Annotated in this window: 25 protein-coding genes; 7 read left to right on the plus strand and 18 right to left on the minus strand. The window is 56.2% G+C overall.

Annotated features, from left to right (window positions below):
- Window positions 1-105 precede the first annotated feature (105 nt).
- Complete coding sequence (locus tag WBL42_RS06025) at window positions 106-3279, plus strand: PKD domain-containing protein (protein ID WP_424720439.1); 3174 nt, start codon at window positions 106-108, stop codon at window positions 3277-3279.
- 81 nt (window positions 3280-3360) lie between these two features.
- Here the strand turns inward: WBL42_RS06025 and WBL42_RS06030 are convergent, their stop codons facing one another.
- The 9 genes from WBL42_RS06030 to WBL42_RS06070 form a co-directional block, all read right to left on the minus strand.
- Window positions 3361-3537 (minus strand): hypothetical protein, encoded by a 177-nt coding sequence (locus WBL42_RS06030; protein ID WP_424720365.1) that lies wholly within the window; start codon window positions 3535-3537, stop codon window positions 3361-3363.
- Window positions 3538-3691: 154 nt separating this feature from the next.
- Complete coding sequence (locus WBL42_RS06035) at window positions 3692-3847, minus strand: hypothetical protein (protein ID WP_424720366.1); 156 nt, start codon at window positions 3845-3847, stop codon at window positions 3692-3694.
- Window positions 3848-3849: 2 nt separating this feature from the next.
- Window positions 3850-4632, minus strand: a complete 783-nt coding sequence (locus WBL42_RS06040) for a DUF7289 family protein (RefSeq protein WP_424720367.1) — start codon at window positions 4630-4632, stop codon at window positions 3850-3852.
- Window positions 4633-4634: 2 nt separating this feature from the next.
- Window positions 4635-5096, minus strand: coding sequence for a hypothetical protein (locus WBL42_RS06045; RefSeq protein ID WP_424720368.1), 462 nt, complete (start codon window positions 5094-5096; stop codon window positions 4635-4637).
- Window positions 5074-5439, minus strand: coding sequence for a hypothetical protein (locus WBL42_RS06050; protein WP_424720369.1), 366 nt, complete (start codon window positions 5437-5439; stop codon window positions 5074-5076). The genes WBL42_RS06045 and WBL42_RS06050 overlap by 23 nt, the downstream gene beginning before the upstream one ends.
- Window positions 5427-5930, minus strand: a complete 504-nt coding sequence (locus WBL42_RS06055) for a DUF7288 family protein (protein ID WP_424720370.1) — start codon at window positions 5928-5930, stop codon at window positions 5427-5429. The genes WBL42_RS06050 and WBL42_RS06055 overlap by 13 nt, the downstream gene beginning before the upstream one ends.
- Entirely contained in the window at window positions 5924-7012 is a 1089-nt protein-coding gene (locus tag WBL42_RS06060; RefSeq protein WP_424720371.1) for a hypothetical protein, read from the minus strand. The genes WBL42_RS06055 and WBL42_RS06060 overlap by 7 nt, the downstream gene beginning before the upstream one ends.
- Before the next feature lie 387 nt (window positions 7013-7399).
- Window positions 7400-8272 (minus strand): ATP phosphoribosyltransferase, encoded by an 873-nt coding sequence (hisG, locus tag WBL42_RS06065; RefSeq protein ID WP_424720372.1) that lies wholly within the window; start codon window positions 8270-8272, stop codon window positions 7400-7402.
- A 44-nt stretch (window positions 8273-8316) separates the two neighbouring features.
- Entirely contained in the window at window positions 8317-9585 is a 1269-nt protein-coding gene (locus WBL42_RS06070; RefSeq protein ID WP_424720373.1) for a DUF1015 domain-containing protein, read from the minus strand.
- A gap of 207 nt (window positions 9586-9792) precedes the next feature.
- On the opposite strand from WBL42_RS06070, the gene rimI reads away from it, so the two are divergent.
- Window positions 9793-10278, plus strand: a complete 486-nt coding sequence (gene rimI / locus WBL42_RS06075; RefSeq protein WP_424720374.1) for a ribosomal protein S18-alanine N-acetyltransferase — start codon at window positions 9793-9795, stop codon at window positions 10276-10278.
- 46 nt (window positions 10279-10324) lie between these two features.
- Here rimI and hmgA read toward each other — a convergent pair whose 3' ends face one another.
- Entirely contained in the window at window positions 10325-11599 is a 1275-nt protein-coding gene (hmgA, locus tag WBL42_RS06080; RefSeq protein ID WP_424720375.1) for a hydroxymethylglutaryl-CoA reductase (NADPH), read from the minus strand.
- 44 nt (window positions 11600-11643) lie between these two features.
- Here hmgA and WBL42_RS06085 point away from each other — a divergent pair, with 44 nt between their 5' ends.
- Window positions 11644-12558, plus strand: coding sequence for a class I SAM-dependent methyltransferase (locus WBL42_RS06085; RefSeq protein ID WP_424720440.1), 915 nt, complete (start codon window positions 11644-11646; stop codon window positions 12556-12558).
- Between the two features lie 310 nt (window positions 12559-12868).
- Here the strand turns inward: WBL42_RS06085 and WBL42_RS06090 are convergent, their stop codons facing one another.
- The 4 genes from WBL42_RS06090 to WBL42_RS06105 are packed head-to-tail and all read right to left on the minus strand — an operon-like array spanning window position 12869 to window position 16179.
- Window positions 12869-13261, minus strand: a complete 393-nt coding sequence (locus WBL42_RS06090; RefSeq protein ID WP_424720376.1) for a Zn-ribbon domain-containing OB-fold protein — start codon at window positions 13259-13261, stop codon at window positions 12869-12871.
- A gap of 1 nt (window position 13262) precedes the next feature.
- The gene (locus WBL42_RS06095; RefSeq protein WP_424720377.1) at window positions 13263-14429 is read right to left on the minus strand and encodes a thiolase domain-containing protein; all 1167 of its coding nucleotides are present in this window, start codon (window positions 14427-14429) and stop codon (window positions 13263-13265) included.
- On the minus strand, window positions 14426-15475 hold the full coding sequence (locus tag WBL42_RS06100) for a hydroxymethylglutaryl-CoA synthase (protein ID WP_424720378.1): 1050 nt from the start codon (window positions 15473-15475) through the stop codon (window positions 14426-14428). The genes WBL42_RS06095 and WBL42_RS06100 overlap by 4 nt, the downstream gene beginning before the upstream one ends.
- Entirely contained in the window at window positions 15469-16179 is a 711-nt protein-coding gene (locus tag WBL42_RS06105) for a transcriptional regulator (RefSeq protein ID WP_424720441.1), read from the minus strand. The genes WBL42_RS06100 and WBL42_RS06105 overlap by 7 nt, the downstream gene beginning before the upstream one ends.
- A gap of 124 nt (window positions 16180-16303) precedes the next feature.
- Between WBL42_RS06105 and WBL42_RS06110 the strand changes: the two genes are divergently transcribed.
- The 3 genes from WBL42_RS06110 to WBL42_RS06120 all read left to right on the plus strand — a co-directional run bounded on the left by WBL42_RS06110 (window position 16304) and on the right by WBL42_RS06120 (window position 18549).
- Window positions 16304-16969 carry a DUF120 domain-containing protein gene (locus WBL42_RS06110; RefSeq protein ID WP_424720379.1) on the plus strand — a complete coding sequence of 222 codons (666 nt, stop codon included), beginning with the start codon at window positions 16304-16306 and terminating at the stop codon, window positions 16967-16969.
- Window positions 16966-17643, plus strand: a complete 678-nt coding sequence (gene ribB / locus WBL42_RS06115; RefSeq protein WP_424720380.1) for a 3,4-dihydroxy-2-butanone-4-phosphate synthase — start codon at window positions 16966-16968, stop codon at window positions 17641-17643. The genes WBL42_RS06110 and ribB overlap by 4 nt, the downstream gene beginning before the upstream one ends.
- Window positions 17644-18042: 399 nt before the next feature.
- Window positions 18043-18549, plus strand: a complete 507-nt coding sequence (locus WBL42_RS06120) for a zinc ribbon domain-containing protein (RefSeq protein ID WP_424720381.1) — start codon at window positions 18043-18045, stop codon at window positions 18547-18549.
- Between the two features lie 35 nt (window positions 18550-18584).
- Here the strand turns inward: WBL42_RS06120 and WBL42_RS06125 are convergent, their stop codons facing one another.
- A complete protein-coding gene (locus WBL42_RS06125) occupies window positions 18585-19184 on the minus strand; it encodes an RPA family protein (protein WP_424720382.1) in 600 nt (199 codons plus the stop codon).
- Window positions 19181-20434: a nucleotide-binding protein gene (locus WBL42_RS06130; RefSeq protein WP_424720383.1), complete on the minus strand. Its 1254-nt coding sequence runs from the start codon at window positions 20432-20434 to the stop codon at window positions 19181-19183. The genes WBL42_RS06125 and WBL42_RS06130 overlap by 4 nt, the downstream gene beginning before the upstream one ends.
- A gap of 175 nt (window positions 20435-20609) precedes the next feature.
- Between WBL42_RS06130 and WBL42_RS06135 the strand changes: the two genes are divergently transcribed.
- Complete coding sequence (locus WBL42_RS06135; RefSeq protein WP_424720384.1) at window positions 20610-20804, plus strand: DUF1858 domain-containing protein; 195 nt, start codon at window positions 20610-20612, stop codon at window positions 20802-20804.
- A gap of 279 nt (window positions 20805-21083) precedes the next feature.
- Here WBL42_RS06135 and WBL42_RS06140 read toward each other — a convergent pair whose 3' ends face one another.
- Both WBL42_RS06140 and nrdD read right to left on the minus strand, forming a co-directional pair.
- On the minus strand, window positions 21084-21974 hold the full coding sequence (locus tag WBL42_RS06140) for an adenosylcobinamide amidohydrolase (protein ID WP_424720385.1): 891 nt from the start codon (window positions 21972-21974) through the stop codon (window positions 21084-21086).
- On the minus strand, window positions 21971-22333 hold the full coding sequence (nrdD, locus tag WBL42_RS06145; protein WP_424720386.1) for an anaerobic ribonucleoside-triphosphate reductase: 363 nt from the start codon (window positions 22331-22333) through the stop codon (window positions 21971-21973). The genes WBL42_RS06140 and nrdD overlap by 4 nt, the downstream gene beginning before the upstream one ends.
- Between the last annotated feature and the right edge of the window lie 115 nt (window positions 22334-22448).

The following is a 22448-nucleotide window of genomic DNA, read 5'->3' on the forward strand; positions in this document are numbered from 1 at the left end:
CGATTATTCTTCGCGATTATTGCAATTCTGTGTTTGTGTATCCTTATTGTCCCTGTTGCAGCAAATGATCTCTCCAATTCGACAATCATCTCCAGCCAGCAATGGGTGGTTGCAAACGGGCATAACCAGGTTACCATCTCGGTTACGGCTCTGGATATGAATTTAATGCCCCAGTCAGGAATACCGGTAACGTTTTCCCTGGCTCCGGGTTCTGCGACCATGGGAACAATCAGTCCAACAGGCACGCTGACCAATTCCAATGGTGTAGCATCAACCACGTTCTCCGTCGGAACGACAAGCGGAAGCGCGACCATAAACGCCGCATTGAATTACAATGGCAAAATCAGCAACATTTCGTACGTTCAGCAAATTGACCACGATGTACCGATGTACTGGACGGTAACGTCGCCAGCTCAGGGCTCCGTTGGCACGGAGATCTATTTCAATGTCTCCTATACCGACCAGTGGGGTAACGTCATCGACCACCGCAACCCTGCTGATCCAAACACCGTCACGCTCCAGATTGGGTCTGTCTCCAATACAGCGGCCTTTGATGTTAACGGAACCTACGTAACCAGCACATCCCAGCAACTGAATGGAAATGGTGTACTGTCGGTGAAAGTACTGCTCGATAACATTGCAGGACAGAACAATATCCACATACAGCCCTTTTACCCGTCCCCGCTCGGCGCTATACCGGATGAATACCCATCCATCCTCGGCATCTCCAATGGCATTCCTGTGTCAATTGTAGAGACCGCAAGCCCCGTTCCCCCGGTCGTGCCGGCAGACATGGCCCATACGATCTCCGTCCGGTATATCATGTATGACAAATATGGTAACCCCGCAACCGGCCAGAACATATCCGTCCAGACAACTGCAGGCGATTATTATGCAAACCTGACAACAAATGATGTGGGTGCGGTAGTGCTGACGTATGGCCCCAGGGGTATTGCCCAGAATATCACCCTTACTGCCATATCTGTCGCAAATAACTCAGTTACCTGCAACCAGAATGTGACTTTTTACAATACGGCACCCGTAAACTGGGTGCTTCACGCAGATCCCCAGATCATGCCCAGTCTGGATGCAAATAACCAGTCTTCGGCGAATGTAACGGCACAGGTGATGGACATCATGGGCAACCCTGTTGCCGGCCAGACCGTGACGTTCAGTCTTGGCGCCGCCAACTATGACAAAGTTACGGATATTGTAACCGCTGTACCGAAAATTACGGCCACCAGTGCCGTGACCGATGGTAACGGCAATGCCAATATCCAGTTTATCCCGGGCGGCTTTTCAACCAACGCCTCGCTGGCGTTTTATAACGCGATGGCTACCGGAAATGCTTCAGTTACTGCCACATGGAACGGCACGCAGCAAAGCGTTGCCCTGACATGGAAGAACTATCCCTATCTCAGCGCCTATACGAGCGTGTCCCCTTCCACGATAGGGGTAAACGGGAATGTCACGGTGACCATCAAGCTGACCGGTGACGGGTGGGCGCTCAGGCCGAACCCGATCGATGCCGTCCTCCTTATCGACCGGTCCGGGAGTATGGGCGATGGGATGCCTACGCCCGACACTCATACGGAGATGCAGGATGCACAAACAAGTGCAAAACTTTTTGTCACCCTCGTGAATTCATCGAACGACCGTATCGCAGTTGTATCATTTTCCGGCAATTCGAACAATCATAATGTCGATACTACCGTTAATGCGCCGCTGACAACCAATGCGGCGACCATTAATACAGCGATTAACGGTCTGGTGCCTACCTCCTCTACGGGAACGCGGGACGGGCTCTACCAGTCCATCCTGTTACTCAAGAACAACCCGAATCCCAACCCGCAGGCAGTGAGGGCGATTATTCTTCTGACAGATGGTGAATATAACTGGCTGGGTGATCCGATGGGCCGTGGAACTGGGTATTTCCCCGCCCCACCCACTGGATTCACAGGTTACGATTCGACCTTCGAACCCAGTAAATACCTGTTCTACAGCGGATTGGGTGGCGGGCTTTTACCGCAGGCATATTTCACTGCAGCCGGCGGGTCCTCAAAAAAATACAACGTGACGTTCACGGATGCATCACTTGGTACCCCAACCTCGTGGAGCTGGAACTTTGGAGATGGCAACACATCGACACTCCAGAATCCCACCAATACGTATCCAAAAACCGGAACATTCACCGTGTCCGAAACAGCCATCAACTCTAACGGCAGCAATACATTGACCCGGACTGCAACTGTCGGGTACTCCAGTGGGAGTACCACCGTGAGTTTATCGGCAGCAACTGCCCCGGTGGGGTATGCTCCCGATGAGCAGTCTACAGAACAGAACATGACCAATTTCGCCCTTGACAACAATATCCGGCTCTATATGATCGCCTATACCGCCAATGGTAATCTTCAGGCACAAGCGGTCACTGATATGCAGACTATGGCCGCCGGGACCGGCGGAACGTTTGCAAATGCACCAAGCGGGGCCACCCTTTCGCAAATCTTTACTGCTATTGCCGGAAGCCTGCAGACCGCAGCCGGGGTGAACACCAATATGACCCTGAATTTCCAGAACGTGAACCTCACGGGCGTAACAGTTCCGGGTGCCCAGGTCTTCAATTACGTGCCCCAGACGCAGATCACCTGGCAGGATGGGGTGACAAACTACACCGACCAGTCCGCGCAATGGAGTAACGGCCAGCTGCTGAACTTCAATATCGGGACCATCTACCTTGGCCAGACCTGGCAGGCCACCTTCGAGCTTATGGTCAAACAGGGAGGTAGCATCCAGATCTTTGGGAACGGGTCCACCATCTCCTTTAACAACGGGACGAGTTCTCTGTACCTGCCCCCGGCCTACATCACCGCTATCAACAACCTTACCGATACCGGCGTGCAGGCGCAGTCGATCCAGATCTCGAATTTCGTAGTGACCAAATCCGGGGTGATTACCGATTTCGTGCCGTTACAATGGAGCACTAACTACCCCGGCTCAAACACCACGCTCGAACGTCTCTACTACTCGACTTCATCCCAGCCGGCGTCTACCTGCGGTGCCGCGGGGACGTCGTGGCAGCAGCCGCCGTTTGACACTCAGAATGGTATCGCCCCCGGTACAACGAATGAGACCTCAAGTCTTGATGTACGCACCCTGCCTCCGGGGACCTATTACTTCTGTGTCCTCGCTACGGCACCGGATGCGAACAGCGCAATGGCTGAAGCCCCCAGTAACACACAGGTCAAAGTATCCGGGAAGGCATATATCAAGCTGCAATGAACTCCCGTTCAACATTTTTTACCGGATTTTCCGGGATTAAGCCTTGAACCGGAAATTCACGCACCTTAAAAAAATCCGTTATCATTTTATTCCAATCCTGGCGTACCCCCCGATGTATCGTGTTATCGCACAATAATGTTCTCCCGGGTAATGGTGCAGGAAAACGGGGATATTCTTCTTCCTGGCGGAATATAGCCTGCCTGAATGTGTAATAACCCCGAAGAATTGGAGGTAGTTCTTCTCCTTTTCAGATGGCATCCTGCGTCACCGGTAAAATGGGAGGATTTACGATAAACCGGAGCCACGTATCTGCCAGATGGTGACTCTCTTGTGATGGATGCAGGTTGGCCCGCTATGCGTTTTGTCGCCCGGGTGATGGGCCGGTGATGCAGGAACGGATACCAAATGTCAGCTAAGCAGCCAGGAGTGAAGCGGAGTACGCGAGCCCGATGATAACAAAGATCGCAACGCGGATACCGGCCGCGAGCACATTATTCCCGCCCTGTCTTATTTTTATTGCGGCTATCCGTGCTGCCTGAAGGTTAAACGAAAAAGGGGATTTTTTCAAAGTCAGACAGATAGGACATTGATCTGATCCTGATAGACGACGATCTGACCCGGCCCGGTGAGCAGGGTATATACTCCCGGTGAAGACTGCGCCAGGCCCATGCCGTTCGAGAAATACGTATTCCATGCTACACTATAATCGCCGGTGGGATCCGGAGTATAACTCACCGTGCAGACCGTTCCTTGAGGAACCTGGATTGAAGAATAATTGGAATATCCCCGTGCCATCGAAACCGTGCCGATTCCCGACCGTGACATCAGGGATGTCGTGTTAAAACTGATAAGGTACAATGCAGCAGTGTTGGTCGTGCTGTCATAGAACCAGCGTGGTGTGGCAAGCATGGAGGATCCGTTGATTGTAGTCATGCGCATCACAACCGCACCATTTTCCAGGGCGATATTTGTCTGGGCGTCAACAGACTGGTACTGCATCTTTCCCGTAGAATTTGAGGGAATCACGGTGATGCCATTACATATGACCTTGAACGTAGCGGGGCTCAGGCTGTAGGATGCATTGTACACGGTCAGCGTCCCCCCGCCTATGTTCATAGAGGTCTCGGAGTACGGATCCATGTTGTACGAGAGGCCTTTGAGGTCATTTTGCAGAACGATCATATTCTTTTCCATTACCTGAACGTTTGCGGTCGACTGCTGTTGGAGGAGCACCGGATAGCCATACAGGGTAACGAGCCCTATACCCGTGATGATGATCGTAAAAATAATCACAAACCCTATCGCCTCTGAAACTCCGGCATCAGACCTTGAACTGCCTTTGCTTGAATACATGATTAAAACCCACCTGAATCATAGGAGATCGTGTTTATCCCCCCGCTTGTCGTATTTCCAATAACTGCACCATGAGTCGTCAGCATAATACCGCTCAGGCTGATATTGCTCGATATGGTATCCCGCCATACTATAACGTCCTGATCATTCTGGTCGGCACTTGGTTCGATATCGACTGAATAGGACTGTTCGGCAACATCAGGAGGAATGCTGAATTTTGTCGATATAGTCCCGTTCTGGGGAGCGAGGATATAGACATCAACAATACTCGTGGAAACCCCGTTGCCGATATCCGTAAACGCATAATAACTCAGCGTGTCAGCAGGGTTTGCCATAATATTCGTATTGACCAGCAGGAGCATCACAATAAAAAGGGCCATGAGGACGCCTGTAACCATGACATATTCTATCAGGTTTGCAACACCGGTCTCCGGCTTCCGATCAGGGTGAGGTCCAGGTCTCATTGTAAACGGTCACTCCGTTGTTATAATGTATCACGATACTGGTATAGGGAGCACTGTACGAACTTGTATAATTCACAATAGCACCCTTCCGTGCAAGGGAAATTGTCTGGATGTCCTGCTGGATACCGGGCGTATTAAAATCAGCGGGATCTGTGTAGAGTGAATTGATGATTACCGCCCGCGTATCGCGAATGTCATTTTTTGCAAAGTCCTGCACATTTTCTGCGGTAGTCTGGCCTACCAGGGTCGACTGGTCGATTACCGTTGCCAGGAAAAACAGGCTGAAGCTGATCATGAACCCCATGAGAATGATCCACTGCGCATTGTCGTTCATTCTCGCCATAACAGTACCTCCACGAGCATCGCATGCGGACCTGTCGGTCCTCCTGCATAGGGCGGACATGTCTGCTTGACCAGAACCCATTGTGTCACCCGGACCGCATGTTCCCTCCCGGTCATGTTCCTTGAAGAAACAAGCGGTGTCTGAATGATGTTGTTGTTAGCGTCGCGGCAGGTGACCGAAGCGTTATACTGGAGCGTGTCGGTCACAAAACCCGTCTTGTTGTTGATGCCATTCGTGAACGATACATTGAATAAATCGGGCCGGTCCTGCTCGATATCCTGCTGGAGTGGACTTTCCGAACCATAGGCAAGCGGGATGCTCATGGACCACAGGGTATCATGTCCCAGTTGTTCCATCTGGAGGTCACTGATGTGGGAATCGCCCGGGGTATATATCGTGGTAGAGTTGAGGACAAGGAAGACTGTGGAGATCATAATAATTGCGGCGGCAAAACCCTCGATAGTGTAGAGTTGTCCCCGGTCGTTTACCATACTTCAATCTCCATGACACCATCATTCAATGATGCGGGTGTGACATCAGAATACGTATACGGGAATGAACCGGATACCGTATTGTTCAGGTAATGGTCCGGTTGCGTGAGCTGGAATGTATATTCCACGTACATCTGTGTCTGCATATCCTGCTGATTCGCCGTATTATACCCCATGTTGTAGAAATATCCCGGTGAGAGGAAAAGCGAGAGATTACTACTGACATTGACCGGCAGCGTTGTAACCGGCGTGGAATTTCCATCCACATACAGGAATAATGGCGGGATCAGTCCCGTCATGTTGGTGGCACTGTTGAATTTTGCCTTTGTAACAGCCACCGGCACCGGGAACGGCTGGGACTGTTGAGCCGCGAGGATGGTCAGGCTGACAAGGCTGGCATTCGTATTGGCGTTCCCCATGGTTTTCTGCAGATCGGTCAGGTTTACCACCATCTGATCCTGCCACGGGTTGATCTGGTATAACGGGCTTTTACACGCAGGATTTGAGCTGTTGGCGAGAAGATCGGTGGAATTGAATTGCACGAGGAAATTATGTATGGTCACATTATCCGTGGATACCATGTTCAGGTTCGTAATGACCTGTTGTCCGATGGTAACATTACTGAACCCCTTCACTTTCACGACCCTGCGGATGTACCCGTACTCATCAGGTACTACATCACCGACAGCCCGTGTCGTATTTTCACCGGTTATCTGGAGCGAGATGTTGAACAGGTAAGGATAGTCGCCGAATACTGCCTTGGAGCGGTAATCCCCCGGGTACGCCAGGAGAGTACTGCAATAAAACCGGTTTATTTTCTGGAAGGACAATACGTTCGGTGTAGTCGAAGAGAGGGCGAGACCCAGCCGGGTACCCGTGGCCCCGTTCTGAATGAAGTAATCCGTATATAATGCCGGGTTCTCCCATGATACCGGAGATCCGGAGTCCTCGGTCAGGATGACACCCGTGCGGTAAGCGACAGCATTGTAATCGATATTCGTATTCTGGAGGTTGAGCAGGAGGCCGGGTATGAGGGTGGCCACATAGATGAAGGCGATGATAAATATTGTAAAGCCTGTCATAAAATCAAGGGAAAGATTTGCTCCTTCTTTCACGGAGATATGACCAGATCTGCCAATAGAATGTTTTCGCCGGGAACGTACCCTCTCCCTGAGCCGGCACGTGGTATGCACAACGGTTTTTTCGGTCCCGGTCCCTGTCGCCATCATTTTGTCTGACGGAAACGGAGATGTTAGTAAGTGCATATCCCACCTTACTGCCATATTGGCGAATACCTGATATAAATATTGGTTTTTTTCTGACCCGGAATCCAGATTTCATCTATCGGGGCCCGCGCTGGAACAATTGGTATCTGGTAATGTTTATGAATGAGTACTGGATTTTCTCCGTTTTCCCGGGCTGTGCACGGTTCGCGCACAGGCAAAAAGGGAGGTGCGGGAGTTTTTTCCTCAGGGAACGATCTTGGAGATCGGGATCTCAAGGATGTCTTCTGCCCCGCACTGCTTGAGTTTCGGGATCAGGCCGTTGACGGCGCTTTTCTGCACCACCGTCTGGATACTGTAATAATCGATCCCGTGAAGCCGGCTCACGGTAGGCTTCTTCATCGCCGGTAGCGCAGCAACGAGTGCCTCCATTGAACCTGTCGGGACATTCATGGTCAGGAGCACTTTGTGCCGGGCGTCGATGACGCCGAAGAGCAGGGTCCTGATCTCCTCAATCTCCCGTCGTTTTTCCGGATCGTTCCAGCTTGCCTTGTTAGCGATGATCACCGTGTGGGACTCCATGATCTGTCCGATGATCTTGAGGCCGTTCTTGCGCAGCGTTGTGCCCGTTTCTGTCAGGTCAACCACCACGTCCATGAGGTCCGGCACTTTTGCTTCGGATGCACCGTACGAGTGGAAGAGTTGTACCGGGATATTCAGCCGCTCAAAAAATTTCCGGGTGAGCTCGGGGTACTCGGTCGTGACCCTGCTGCCCGGCCGGATCTGGCTGACATTCCCGATCGGTTCGTCGCGGTGGACGGCCACGACGATCTTGACATTGCCTTCCCCGGTCTTGCTGTACGAGAGGTCGGCGACTTCCACCACGTCGGAATCTGTCTCGTGCACCCAGTCGAGCCCGGAGATACCGAGATCGAAGTAGCCCTTCTCGACATAGGTCGGGATCTCCTGCGGGCGGAGGATCTTGATCTTGCCGATCCGGCTGTCCGCGATGCGGGGGTTGTAGTCCCGGTCCGTACGTTTCACCTCGAGGTCAGCTTCCTTGAAGAGCTGGAGCGTCTGGGCCTCGAGGCTGCCTTTCGGGAGTGCGATGGTGATCATACCATAACACGAACGATTTAAAAAACGATTAAGGGATCGGTAATTTACGACCAATCGAACGTGTGGATCACAAGACCGCTCAGCAGTTTGGGCTCAAACCAGGTGGACTTTGGGGGCATGACACCGCCAGCGTCGGCAATGGACAGGACGGTTTCCACCCGGACCGGCTGCATGGCAAACGCGAGTCTGTATTCGCCGCTGTCTACGAGTTTCTGGAGATCCGAGACCGGCCGTGCCCCGCCGAGGTACTGGAGCCGTGCATCCCCGCGGGGATCGGTAATGCCGAGCATGCCTTCGAGCACGTGTCTCTGGAGCACAGCCACATCGAGTGCCTCAAGGGGTGACGCACCCGGTTCGATCGGGCGGGTGCACTCATACCATTTCCCGCCAAGGTAGAGATGGACAACATGGTACCGTTCGGGATGGGCGATTTTCGGGGGAATATTATACCCGCTGCCATCCAGCTCCCCGTATATCTGCACTGCAAACGATTGTTTGAGTGCCTCGGGAAATGTCCCGGGGGTATATTCCCCCAGGTCCGTGAGGAGCCGGCTGTACCCGTGGATCTTTACCCGGTCGTGGGCAAACATCACGCCCATGAACCGGCAGACCTCCGGGTCCGGGACCTTACCGGAAGCAAGGATCCGGTCCGCAAGGTTCACGGACGCCTTCGCCCGGTGATGCCCGTCAGCAATATAGAGGGCGGGAACGGAGGAGAACCGGTGTTCGAGCCGTGAGAGCACTTCTGGATCTGTGATCCGGAAGATCTGGTGGAGAATGCCCTGCTCCGTCCGGACTTCGGCAACCGGCTGATTTTTTGCCACCTGCGACTCGATGGAAGAGACGAGATCACCGGTATTCCGGTAGAGGAGCACCACAGGTCCGTTGTGGGCCTTGACCGCCCCGATATGCCGGGTCCGGTCCTCCTCCTTGTCGTACCTGGTCTGCTCGTGCCGCCGGATGTTGTTCTTCCGGTAATCGTCCACGTCAAGACAGCAGCAGAGGCCGAGGAATGTTTCGCCGTCCTGCTGCACCCGGTAAAGGTATAATCCCGGTTCGGTGTCCTGTTTCATAAGCCCGTCACGCTTCAGGGCCTCGAAGTTCTCGTGCGCCCGCTGGTACACCCGGTCATCGTGCGGGGAGATCCCCGGAAGCTCGGCGTCGGACCGGCTGACCCGGAGAAAACTCTTTGGGTTCTTCGCTATGGCTGCCCGAGCCTCATCCGCGGTCACGACATCGTACGGCACTGCTGCGATCTCCGGGGCGGCCGATGGCACAGGCCGCACACCTGCAAAACGATAGATCTTCACCATGAGAACAACGCCCCGAAACGGTACGCAAGTTGCTCACATTGTTGGGGCTGATCCCATATATATGCAAAGACCGGCCGGGAATGTCTGCGGGTCCAGGGGCCTCCATATCCTACACCTCCTTTCCGACTTCTACAACCTCCCCTTGGGCAAACATTTTTTGTCCCGGATGCTCATGCATATTCCAGCAGGACACAAGGGGATCTCCAGATGATACGGCCGCACGATCTTGCCACTTTTCCGTTACCGCTCATCCGAAGAGCAATGCCGGCCGATATTCCGGCTATCGTATCCATCGAGAAGGAGTCATTCATAGACCCGTGGGACCACGCGGTCTTCCTCGAAGCACTCGCGTATTACCCATCCACGTATTTTGTCGCAGTCTGCGAAGGCGCAGTCCAGGGTTTCGTTGTCGGGGGCCTCGAAGACACCGGGGAGAATATCTACGGTCATCTCTGCAACCTCGGGGTTAATCCGCGTTACCGGCGGAAGGGAATCGGAAAACTCCTCGTGAACCGGGTCGAGCACCAGTTCGCGCTGGAACTTGCTACCGGTGTACAGCTGGAAGTGCGGGTGTCCAACACGACAGCGCAACGGTTCTACCAGCGTATGGGATACCGCCCGGTATTTGGCATTGACCAGTATTATGCAAATGGTGAGGATGCCCTTGTCATGATGAAGTGGTTCCGGTTCTGAAAAGGGAATTACCAATTATGTTGTGCGGGAAGGGACCTGTAAAAAATTATCCCCGGCCGAGCTGCTGGTGGGCGCGGGCAAGATGCTGGGCGGCGAGTGCACCGAGAAGGGAGAGTTCACCGGCAAGGATGCCGGCCCCGATGATCTCCGCGAGTTTCCTTGCATTGGTTCCCGGGGGTGTCCCGCTGCCAGCGACTCCGAGCAGATTCAGGCACTCCTGCTGAGTGTCAAGTGCAGTTCCGCCGCCTACGGTCCCGACCGGCAGCGAGGGAAGGGTTACTGCTACATACACGCCCGTCTCCGTCAGGTCGACCGTAGTGATGCAGGTGCTACCGTCGATCGCGTGCGCTGCGTCCTGGCCGCATGCGATGAACATCGCGGCCGTGACATTTGCTGCATGGGCGTTGAACCCGGTTGCGCCGGCCCGGGCAGAGCCGACAAGATTTTTCCGGTAATTCACTTCAAACATGGATTTTGCATCGGTCTTGAAGACCTCTTTGATCAGTTCATGGGTCAGGGCAACACCGGCGACTACGCTTCTCCCCCTTCCCATGATGGTATTGATGGCGGCGGGCTTTTTGTCGGTGCACATGTTGCCCGAGAGCGCGATCAGCTTTGCACCCGTTCCCTGCGCAATCATGTCGGCGACCTTGGCACTTGCGATGGTCACCATGTTCATGCCCATCGCGTCTTTGGTATCGAATTCCATCCGTACGTAAACGCTTGTTCCAGCAACGAATGTGACGATGTCAGTCAGTTTACCGTGGGAGGTGGTACTCTCCGCCGCGGCTTTCAGCTCGTCGTAGTGGACCGTCACCCAGTCACCGACCTGTGCTGCGTGGCCTACGCTGTCGGTCGAGAAGACCGGTGCCCGGGTCATGCCGTCATGGAGGACCCGGACTTCCGCACCGCCGGCTTTTGTGATCGCGCTGCACCCGCGGTTGACGGAGGCGACGAGTGCGCCTTCCGTAGTCGCGAGCGGGAGCCAGTAGTTCCCGGTAGCATAGCCCCCGTTTATGAGAACCGGCCCTGCGACACCGAGGGGCACCTGGATGACCCCGATCATATTCTCGCAGTTCCGCTTGACGACCCGGTCGACATCAATCGAGAGGATACCGATGTTTTCGAGTGTTGCGCCCGTCTCTTCCTGGATGAACTCGCGCCGCACCCGGATCGCATCGATCGGGGAGAGCTCCTTCTCGAGTTCGTAGAGTTTCAGTGTCCCGTCCCTGAGCCGCTTGTGAATAATAGTATCCCTGTCCCTGTCGTGACCTGACTTTGCGCTGCCCTGCCCGGCGCCGCGCTCCGCATCATCAGCCATGATTAATGGTTAGCACCTATACTGATATGATATACGTGGTCAGGATGACGGTCCCGCAGTGGGGCGTCCGGGTGCCGGCCCGGCAGGGGGAGGAGATGCGGCAGGCACTGATACGTGAGGGCGCGCTCGACGCTTCGCTCAAGCTCATCCGTAACGGTGACTTGCTCATCCTGCCGGTGCTGGAGCAGCGCGAGGGTGCGGAGTGGTGTGAGTTTGAGGCACATCCGGGCCGGGAACCCCTGCCCCGGCACGAGCTGGTCGGCGGGATCGCGATCATGCAGGATGACGATCCCGATGGGGCGCAGAAGCTGCTGGCCTCACGTCCCTCGCTCCACACGGTCGTCTTTGCCGAGGGGGAAGTGCACGGTGAGTACCGCACCCGGGAGTTCCGTGTCCTTGCCGGCCAATCCACGACACGGACACAGGTGACCGAGCACGGGTTTACCTTCAACGTTGACCTGGCCGGTGCCTACTTTTCTGCCCGACTATCGACCGAACGCCAGCGAATCCTGGTGCATGTTCGCGAAGGAGAGGTTATCCTCGACATGTTCGCAGGGGTCGGACCGTTTGCGATCACGCTTGCAAGGATCGCATCGCTTGTAGTTGCCTCCGACATCAACCCGAAGGCAATTGAACTGATGCTGGAAAATATCGCACAAAACCGGGCGAAGAATGTGCTACCGATGCTCGCGGATGCCCGGCACCTCGACGGGATCATCCCGTGGCAGTTCGACCGGGTCGTGATGAACCTGCCGCTGTCTGGTACGGAATTTTTACCGGCGGCGTTCCGGCTCAGCAGGCCCGGGGGAACGATTCATTTCTACTCTCTGGTTTCAGTGGAAGGGGAGCATGTGGCCAGGATCCAGGAGCTCGGCGGGACGGTACTTTCCGAGCGGGTGGTGCGGTCGTACTCGCCGGGGCAGTGGCACGCGGTGTATGACGTGCGGGTCGGGGAATAATCCGGATTTATTGTGGTAAACATCTGCTGCAATTTTTGCGCTGCTTATTACCTTTTGTTCGAACTCTCGCTATTGGGGGAGCCCACGCGGCGGGGGCGAAACCCCCTTGAGCCTCAAACCTCTCATGAATTCCCGTGTACGCTCATAATCCCACTTCCGACAGCCGGATTCTGACAACTCCTGCCACGGACTGAAACCCGTTCCCCCTTGTTTTCCGCCCCGGAAAGAGACCTAAAGAGGCATATTTCCGGGTTCATATCACAGGGGGATGCCTCAAACCCGGGCATGGATAAAAAAAGAGATGTAAAAATTATTCCGCGGGCACGAACTTCGTGCCATAGTGGATGATGCCGCTTGCGCCATCGGTGGCGATCCTGCGGAAGACGCTTTTTACCTTCATGCCGATCTTTGCCTCTTTCGGGTCGCAGATGATCTGGGTGGTCATCTGGGGGCCTTCGTCGAGCTTGATGATGGCAAGCACATACGGTCCCGGGGACGCGAACTGGTCGGGTGCGGTCTGGATGACCGTGTAGGTCACGACCGTTCCCTTCCCGGAGAACTTGTGGTCCAAGATCTTGCCGGTCCTGCGGCAGTCGGGGCAGAAGGTTCGCGGGGGAAAGAAGTGCCGTCCGCACTTCTCACACTTCGTTCCGATCAGGTTGTACCTCTGGGGGATCTTTCTCCAGAATCGTGCTACGGTCATCTTACACCCTCCCGAGGATGTGCACGGCAACGGTGGCACCGGTGCCGCCGACGTTATGGGTCATGCCGATCTTCGCATTCTCGATCTGCCGCCTGCCCGCATCGCCGCGGAGCTGCTGGACGATCTCGTACACCTGTTTGATGCCGGTTGCGCCGACCGGGTGTCCGCAGGCCTTGAGGCCGCCGCTCGTGTTGACCGGGATCTTCCCGCCGAGCGCGGTCTCTCCGTCTGCGGTGAACTTACCTGCCGTGCCCTTCTTGCAGAACCCGAGGTCCTCGATTGCACAGATCTCGGCGATCGAGAAGCAATCGTGCACTTCCACCATGTTGATGTCTTTGTGCGTCAGTTTTGCCATCTTAAACGCCCGCTGCCCTGCGGCTACGGTTGCGTCAAGAGTCGAGATGTCGCGCCGGTCGTGGAGGGCGATGGAGTCGCTTGCCTGGGCCGTTGCCAGCACCTTGATCGGCGTGTCCGTGAACTCCCGTGCCCGCTCAAGCGGTGCAACGATGACCGCAGCTGCCCCATCGGTGATGGGCGAGCAGTCGAAGAGCCGGAGGGGCTCGGCTACCATCGTGGACCTCAGCACGGTTTCAAGCGTGATCTCCTGCGGGAACTGGGCGATCGGGTTGCGTGCGCCGTTGAAATGGTTCTTCACGGCGACCTGTGCCAGCTGCTCGCGGGTCATGTGGTACTTGTGCATGTAGTCATTTGCAATCATCGCGTAGAGACCGGGGAACGTAGCGCCGACAAACCCTTCCCACTCGCGGTCCGCTGCACCGGTGAGGGCGTCGGTGGTTGCACCGGGCTCGACATCGGTCATCTTCTCGACGCCGGCTGCCACGACAATGTCTTCCATGCCGCTTGCGACTGCAATTACAGCCTGCCGGAAAGCAAGGCCGCCGGATGCGCAGGCCGCCTCGACACGGGTCGAGGGGATGTGCCGGGTGGCCATGCCTGCGTAGTCCGCGATGAGAGCTCCGATGTGTTCCTGCTCAATGAACCGGCCTGCACTCATGTTACCGACGTACATTGCATCGATCTTTTCACCGGAGAGCTGGGCATCCTCAAGGGCAAGTGCCCCTGCCTCGACGAAGAGGTCGCGGAACGAACTCTCCCACTTCTCCCCGAATTTGGTGCAGCCCACACCAATTACTGCAACGTCTCTCATGCCTGCATCACCAGTTTTCCCTTGTGTTTTGCATACCGTGCATAGTCCAGGTAGATGGGATCCATGAGGAGTTTTTCCACGCTTGGAGCTGCCTCGCGGTGGATCTTATCCTTGATCGCATCGGTCACTTCAATGTCGAACGCGTCGCTGCCGGCGCCGGAGCCGAACGAACAGACGAAGATCGTCTCGCCCGGCTTTGCGACATCCAGCGTTGCCGCAAGACCGATAGGGGATGCCCCCGAGTAGGTGTTGCCGAGGCGCGGGACGACAAGGCCCGGCTTGATCTGCTCTGTGGTGAAGCCGAGGTCCTTTGCCACCTTCTGTGGGAACTTCGCGTTGGGCTGGTGGAAGACCGCGTACGTGAAGTCCTTTGCCGTCTTCTTCGTTTGTTCGAAGAGGAGGCTGCTTGCGCCCTTCACGTGCTTGAAGTAACCGGGGTCACCGGTAAACCTGCCGCCGTGGCGGGGATAGTCCTGGCCCTCGCGGCGCCAGAAGTCGGGGGTGTCGCTCGTGAACGAGCAGGTGTGGTGGATCGTGGCGATCGGGTCGTCATTCCCTATTACAAATGCCGCACCGCCCGCTGCCGCAGTGTACTCGAGCGCATCGCTCGGCGCACCCTGCGAGACATCGGAGCCGATCGCAACCCCGTACTTGATCATCCCGCTCTTTACCATGCCCATGCATGTCTGGATCGCGGCAGTGCCTGCCTTGCAGGCAAACTCATAATCCGCTGCGGTCATGTTCGGCGTGGCACCAATGGCCTCGCCCACGGTACACGCGGTCGGTTTGACGGCGTAGGGGTGGGATTCGCTGCCCACGTACACGGCGCCGATCTCAGCGGGGTCCACGTACCTGCGGAGCAGGGCGTTGCGGGCCGCTTCGACAGCGATTGTTGCCGCATCCTCGTCCATATCGGGGACGGACTTCTCAAATACGCCAAGACCGCCGGTGATGTCGGACGCATTTGCGCCCCAGACCCTGGCGATCTCCTCGACCTTGATGCGGTATCTCGGTATATAAACACCGTAAGTAATGATGCCTACCATTCTTTCTCCCTCAGGGTACTCACGATCTTGTCTACATCCATGCCCGTGCAGAATACGGTGATGCGGTCACGTTCTGCCATCTTCGCTACGATCGGGTGGACGTCAGGGGCATCGATCCCCTGCAGCACCACGCAGCGCGGCTTGAAAGGCGTCACGCGGATCGCAACCATCGGCGATTTGCCGGTCGAGACGTTGGTGAAGACCAGCGCCCGCTCGGTGCTCCAGCCGTAGATGCGGTTGAACTCATCGGATGAGAGCTGCATGATCGCGTTCAGGCTGTTGACCACCGTATAGCCGAAGATGAGCTGGTCGTCCGATCCGCAGAGCAGGGTGCAGCCGATCGCATCGGCAAAGTCCTTTATGGGGACCGGGTTCCCGTACTCGTGGAGATCGTAGATCACGTCATCTTCAACATTCGAAAAGAGCATGGTTGAGAATTTCTGGATGTGTTTCCCGCCGGTCTCCTCGTCAATGGCAAGGAGCGTGTCGACAATCTTGCCGACAACGGCGGTGCCGGGACTTTTCCGCCTGCCACTCTCATAATCGCTGATGACAGACGGGGAGACCGCAAGGCGGTCCGAAAGGACGCCTGGTGCGATCTCAAAGTTCATGCGCCACTTCTTCAGCGCATGTCCCGGTGAGTCCGACAGCGTAATCTCGCCCGCCATCTTCTCGGCAAGCTGGTTCCGCAATCCGGATTTCATGCTCATGATCAAGGAGCCCGGGTGTTATATAATTAACGAACGAAGATTCGACACAAAGCGAACCACGACGGAGCAGTTTCCGGAGAGCAACCCATAAATAATAAGCATCTCAATTTTGATAAGCATGATACCAGCGGAGGATCTCCAGTGTCTCAAGGCGATTGCAGTGCGGGGAGGCTGCCACGGTCCGGTCTTCGTCTCCACCCAGAGCATCGGCGAGATGCTTGCGATCAGCCAGCAGACGGCGTCGCGGCGGCTCAAGGGGCTTGAAACCGCGGGGCTCATTACCAGAACAATGGCCGCGGATGGCCAGCACGTGAATGTGACGAAATCCGGTGAAGATGCGCTGCGGAAGGAGTACCAGGAGTACTGCCGGATTTTTTCCGAAGGCGGCAAGACATATCTCCTTAACGGTGCCGTAGTCAGCGGCATCGGCGAAGGCAAATATTACATGAGTCTTGGACCCTACAAGGAGCAGTTCACGGCGGTCCTCGGCTTCGAGCCGTATCCCGGTACGCTCAATATCCGGCTCGCCCCCTCGAGTATGACCGTGCGCAAGAAGATCGATGCGCTCGACTGGACCCGGATCAAGGGATTTTCCACGGACGGCAGGACTTTCGGTGATGCACGGTGCATCCCGTGCCGGATCGGGACGATAAAATGCGGTATTGTGGTACCCGGCAGGACACATTACCCGGACGATCTCGTCGAAGTTATCGCGCCCATTGCCCTGCGCAGGAAGCTCGGTGTCGAGGACAACGACAGCGTCAATGTCGAGGTGGGGCAATGATCGACGATGCCCTCGCAGCCCTCCGGGACGGGAAGTTCATCCTCCTCTACGACTTTGACGACCGCGAGGGAGAGACCGACTTTGCGATCCGGTCCGACGCGGTCACGCCCAAGGATATCGTCCGGATGCGCAAGGATGGCGGCGGCCTGATCTGCACCGCGGTCCACCCGGTGGCGGCCCAGCGCCTCGGCCTGCCGTTTGCCAGCGACGCCCTGCGGGCGATCGCGGTCGCAGAACGGGAAGGCGACATACCGTACGACCGGAAGAACCACTCCTCCTTCTCGCTCTGGGTGAACCACCGGAACACCTTCACCGGCATCACTGACCGGGATCGGGCGCTCACCGTGAACGCGATCGCCGAGCAGGTGAAGCGTGCCCTCAACGGCGGCGGCGTGAACTTCCACGAGACCTTCCGGACGCCGGGCCACATGGCGCTTCTCCGGGCCGCAGACGGGCTCCTCGACGTCCGGAGGGGCCAGACCGAGCTCTCGATTGCGATGGCCCAGATGGCTGGGATCACTCCCTCCGTTACGATCTGCGAGATGCTGGACGATGAGTCCGGTTACGCTCTCTCGAAAGCTGATGCAAAGCTCTATGCCCGCAAGCACGGGCTTGAGTTTATCGAGGGGCCGGAAGTCCTGGAGCGGTGGGAGCAGGAGAAGTTGCGGAAATAAATCCAGAATACATTCTTCTTTTACACTATTCCGGCAATTTCCGGGCAGGCAGATTAGGAACAAAGCTCGTTAAAAAAAGCCACTCAAGCGGCTGTTGAAACTGCCTGGCAGTTTCAGACATTTTCAAACGCGATCGTAGGGTGTTAGTTAAGCAGCCGATGATCGGATAATTACCCTGCAATCGGATGTACAACTAACAGCTGATCTCTCTTTCCGGCGTTGACATTTTGACCGGATCCGGATTTTTCATAAAAAACGCGATCGCAAAATTCCCGATCAATTTTCAGTTGCGCTTATTCCGGAAATTTTTCCGGAATGTAACCCGGCCCACTCGTTGCATAGTGACCTGGACTTCAATGAGACAACACATATACCTCATGAATTAAACAGCTGGAATAGATGGCGAAGAAAACCTGTCCCAACTGCGGCGCACCGGTGGAGTCCAGTCGGTCCGTCTGCCCGAACTGCCGTGTTGTAATGAAGGAAAAGAGGTCCCTTATACCGTATCTCATCATCGGGGGGATCATCGTTGTCGTGATCCTTGTTGCCGCGGTACTCCTTATGAGTCCTGCGCCGCAACCTATAACGATACCCTCTCCCGTGATCACCGTTCTGCCGACCGAGGCAGCTGTATCCGCTCCACAGGCCCCCTCCTGCATGATCGCGATCACCGGTTCGAAAATGCCTCCATCCACAATCCAGCTCCGGGTTATGACAAGCACCTGTAGTAAGGAGGATATAACGGCACTTACGGTATCCGTCAACGGGGCACAGAAAGGGACGCTTGGTACCAACCCGGGTGCGAGCGGGACCTTTGCCGGCACCTCAGGCATCAATAACGTGGTTGTTGTGGCGGACTACGCAAACGGTGCGACAAATGTCGTATACCAGAATGCGGCACTGTGAATTTTTTTTGAAAATACCAAAACTCCTAAAAAAAATTACATCTTGATCTGCGCCAGCGCATCGTAGGCGATCTTCCGGAAGACCGATGGGTCGATCGTAGGGTACTGCTCCTTCGCCTTCAGGATATCCGGCGTCGGCTCCTTTGCATACGCATCGATCCGGTCGAGCGTATGCTTTGCCGCGTCCAGCACCCAGAGGTCCCGGGTGTCCTTGTCGACAACTGTTATAGATTCGACCCGGACCGAGACCATGAACGTCCCGTCCGGCTTCTGGTACAGGTTGGGTTTCCCTATCACCGCGACAAACGCCGGGGTCTCTATCTTCGCCAGCTGCTGCATCGCTTCGGGCTGGTAACTGCCGGCCATGATGAAGAACGTACCGGTCGGATCGACCACGCGGCCCCGGTAGAAGATGTTCTGTTCGCCTTGCCGCGTCTTCTCGGTCAGGGTACCGACAATGAAGATCCGGTTCGAGCGTTCGCCGCTCGGGAGGAGGACAAACGTGGGGCTCTTCTCGTCCTCGCCGTCCTTGAACTGGTACCGGCATTCCCGGAGTTCCGCGGCAAAGACCCGGCGTGCGGGCTCGCGCTCGAAGGCACCTTCCCTGCGTCCCATGTCCCTGGCATTCGTGCTCATGACGGTGCCCCCCCGGCGCGGTTCAACAGGGCCGTATGGTCTGTGGTGTTGAACGTTACCTTATCGCATTTATTGACGAGCACACGGTTCTCGATCTCCCTGCCGTGGCAGGTGATATACCGGCCGAGCACCTTATCCCGCATCTGGAGGAAGACCTCGTCCATACCGAGCGGGTTGTTCTCCGCGATCTCCTGTGCCCCGGCAAGGGTCATGCCGGTGAGTGACTCCACCGCGTCCCTCTGGAGCAGGATGTTGTGGGTCTTCTCACCATCATCGAGCCATCCCTTGATCCGGAGGTCGTACACGAACTTCGGCTGGATCTCGTGGACCGGACAATAGTTCTGGCGCGAGAGGGCGCGGTTGCAGCCCTCCACCGGGCAGCGCTTGATGATGCCGGAACCCGGTGCAATGTGCACGATCGCCCCGGTCACCGCGGCTTCACCCCCGCTGACCGCGATCTCGCCCTCCTCCTGCAGGATGGTCGCTGCATTCAGCGTCAGGGAGAGCCTGCCATTGAACTCGTCCACCGCCGCGTAGAAGAGATTGTATACGGCGCCGGGTACGAGGCTCTCCTTGCCGGGCTCTTTCCAGATGACGAACTTGATCGTGCCGGTTTCATCGCCCAGCAGGCCGGACTGGAGCATCCGGTCATGGGAGGCGTCCCATTCCTGGATGAACTTCGCCCGCACGCAGCCGATCCCGGGGTGCAGTTCCTTGATCGGTGTCGGAGTGGGGATAAGCGACCGGTCCTCGTTGATCTCCTTGATCGTTGTCCCGGAGTGTACCTTGAGGTTTGCAACCCCCTTGAACTCGTCAACGACCGCGGACTCGATCCGGTACCATGCTCCCTCTGCCATTACAGGGGCGTTCGACTTGGCCCAGACAACGAACCGGATAGCGCCCGATTCGTCTGCTATGATCCCGCTCTGTGCTATCGAGGGGGAGGCGGGCTGGGAGAGGCCCACGACCTTGCCTTCGATAGTCACCCACTCGCCGGGAACGCCATCTGCGATCTTCTTCTCTTCCGTTCCGCCGCCTTTTCCGCCGGCAGGACCCCCCCCGGATCCTGGTGCGGGGAGGCTGTACTCCTTTGCGAGTTCGTTCGTTACGCTGCGTTCCGCCTCGGAGGGCTGGACACCGAATTCATCCACGAGCCTGCGGAGCTTGCCCTCGATCTTCTTTGGGTCGGGGGTCTGGCCGCCTTTTGCAAATTTTCGGGAGATTCTCTCTGCTGCTTCTGAATAATCCATTTTCATACATCTCCAACTATATTTCAAAAATGTACTTTAGTATAAGTGTGTCAGCATGTGTAGTGAAAGTGTTGCTTTGTGTCCGGGATCCGGATCCCGGCCCTCGCTTTTTGCCGGTACCGGTCCGGCCACTATGGAGAGGTTTATCTGACCCGAAAACCGACTAAGAGATACTATGACTGATATCACTGCTGACAGCACCATCTACGAACTGCTCAAGGCAAAGCCCGAGGCCACCGAAGCACTCTTCAAGTTCGGCATGGGCTGTGTCGGGTGTGCGATCGCCCGCGGAGAGACCATCCGCGAAGCCGCCGAGGCCCACGGTATCCCGCTCCCCGAGCTCCTCTCCGCTCTTGGGATCAAGGAATAAATTCTCAATTTATTCCACTCACTGCACTCCTGAGGGAGGGCAGCATAAAAGAATATTTTTCATCATTCTTTTTAGTCATGCAGTAAAACCGCACGAGCAACAGGGAGTAAATACCCTTTTTTCCGCAGCCCCGGGGTCTGCTTTGTTATCAGGATGCCTGCAAGTACGTGGATGTCCGTCATCCAGGACGCCGGATTATATGAAATATGGAAATACCGGTGCGGGTATGTGCGGGATGGATCCCAGCGCCGGTGCCGGTACGACATCACTGCTACGGGATTATTGCTTCCCCGTCCTCTGTGCTGCCGCGAACTTCATCAGTTCTTCGCGTGATGCCCCCGGGAATTTCCTGAGATAGGCGGCCACCGCTGGCGCATGGAGGAGCGTGCAGTCAGCACAGTTCCAGACCCGGCCGCCGTGCGAGCTCTCCACCCACTGGCCGAGCGACTCGTCTTTGCAGGGATAGAACGGGCAGTAACAGAAGTCGCAGGACTGGCCTTTGAAGTGGCAGGGGTAATACGGGCATTCGTGCGGGGACCATTCGATCCAGTGCCCCCCCTGGAGCCGGCTGTAGACAAAGAACCCGGGCCTGCCGGATGAGATGCCCGCATCATGGCGCCGGAGCGCTTCGGGAATCCCGTGGAGCACAGCCTCGCGTACCCGGAGACCGGGCTCCGTGAGCCTGCCGGCATACCGGTGCCGTGTCTCCCCCTCGCAGGCACTGATCACGGCGTCCGTGGGTGTCCCGGAGAGCGGGAGATCGAGGGCCAGCAGCCCCTCGGTTTTTGCCTCAGTCGCCACCATGATAAGTTCGAGCAGTGCCGCATCTTCCATACCCTCGCTGCTGTGCACGATAATATTGATCGTGCCTGCCGCGTACGGGGGCTCGCGCCGGTTGCCGGCAGTGATGAAGACCGTGATGAAGTCGTACTGGAGCACGCATGCGTGGTGAACGGGGACTGCGGTCAGGAGCCCGAAGAGGTCCATTCCTATACCTGCACCGGCAGCCACGAGCTCGATCTCCTTTTCCGGGTCTGCCTCACTCCAACCTTGTGGAACAGTATGGTTGAGGAGCGTGGCAACTGAACGGATACCGCCGGAGATGCCGGTGCTGGCTGCGCGGAACGATCCGCGGATGAAAAGAGTATTGGAATCGAGGTAATATCTCATGCAACGGAATAGCGGGTACGGTCCTTGAGTTCCTGCTGCTTGCCGGCATTCCAGCCGGAGACGTCCTGCAGGTACCCGGTGACCCGGCTGATCTGGGTAACATCGTGGGAGCCGCACTCGGGGCAGACCGCCTGGCCGCAGAGCGGGCAGTATTCGATCCCCGAGATCACTTCATGGGTGCAGTGGCAGTGGTCGAGCGGGCACATCAGTTCGAGGTGGGTCTCGCCGCAGTTCGGACACGGGTTCTCCTCAACAATGAGGTGGCAGGTGTGGCACTTGTATTTACGTTCGTTTTCCGGGATATCGGTTAATTTCTTGTATTTCTCTGCCAGTTTCCGGTGTTCTGCGGTCCAATCCATACTATAACATTGTATAAGTCCTTAATAAATTTTTAGAACCTTCAGGTTCGACCAATCCGCGATCCCTCGTTTAAAAAGCGCGCATATGCGGATCTGGTCAGGATTTGGAGGATAT

Origin of the sequence: Methanoregula sp., assembly GCF_049686655.1 — an archaeon.
Lineage (GTDB): Archaea > Halobacteriota > Methanomicrobia > Methanomicrobiales > Methanospirillaceae > Methanoregula.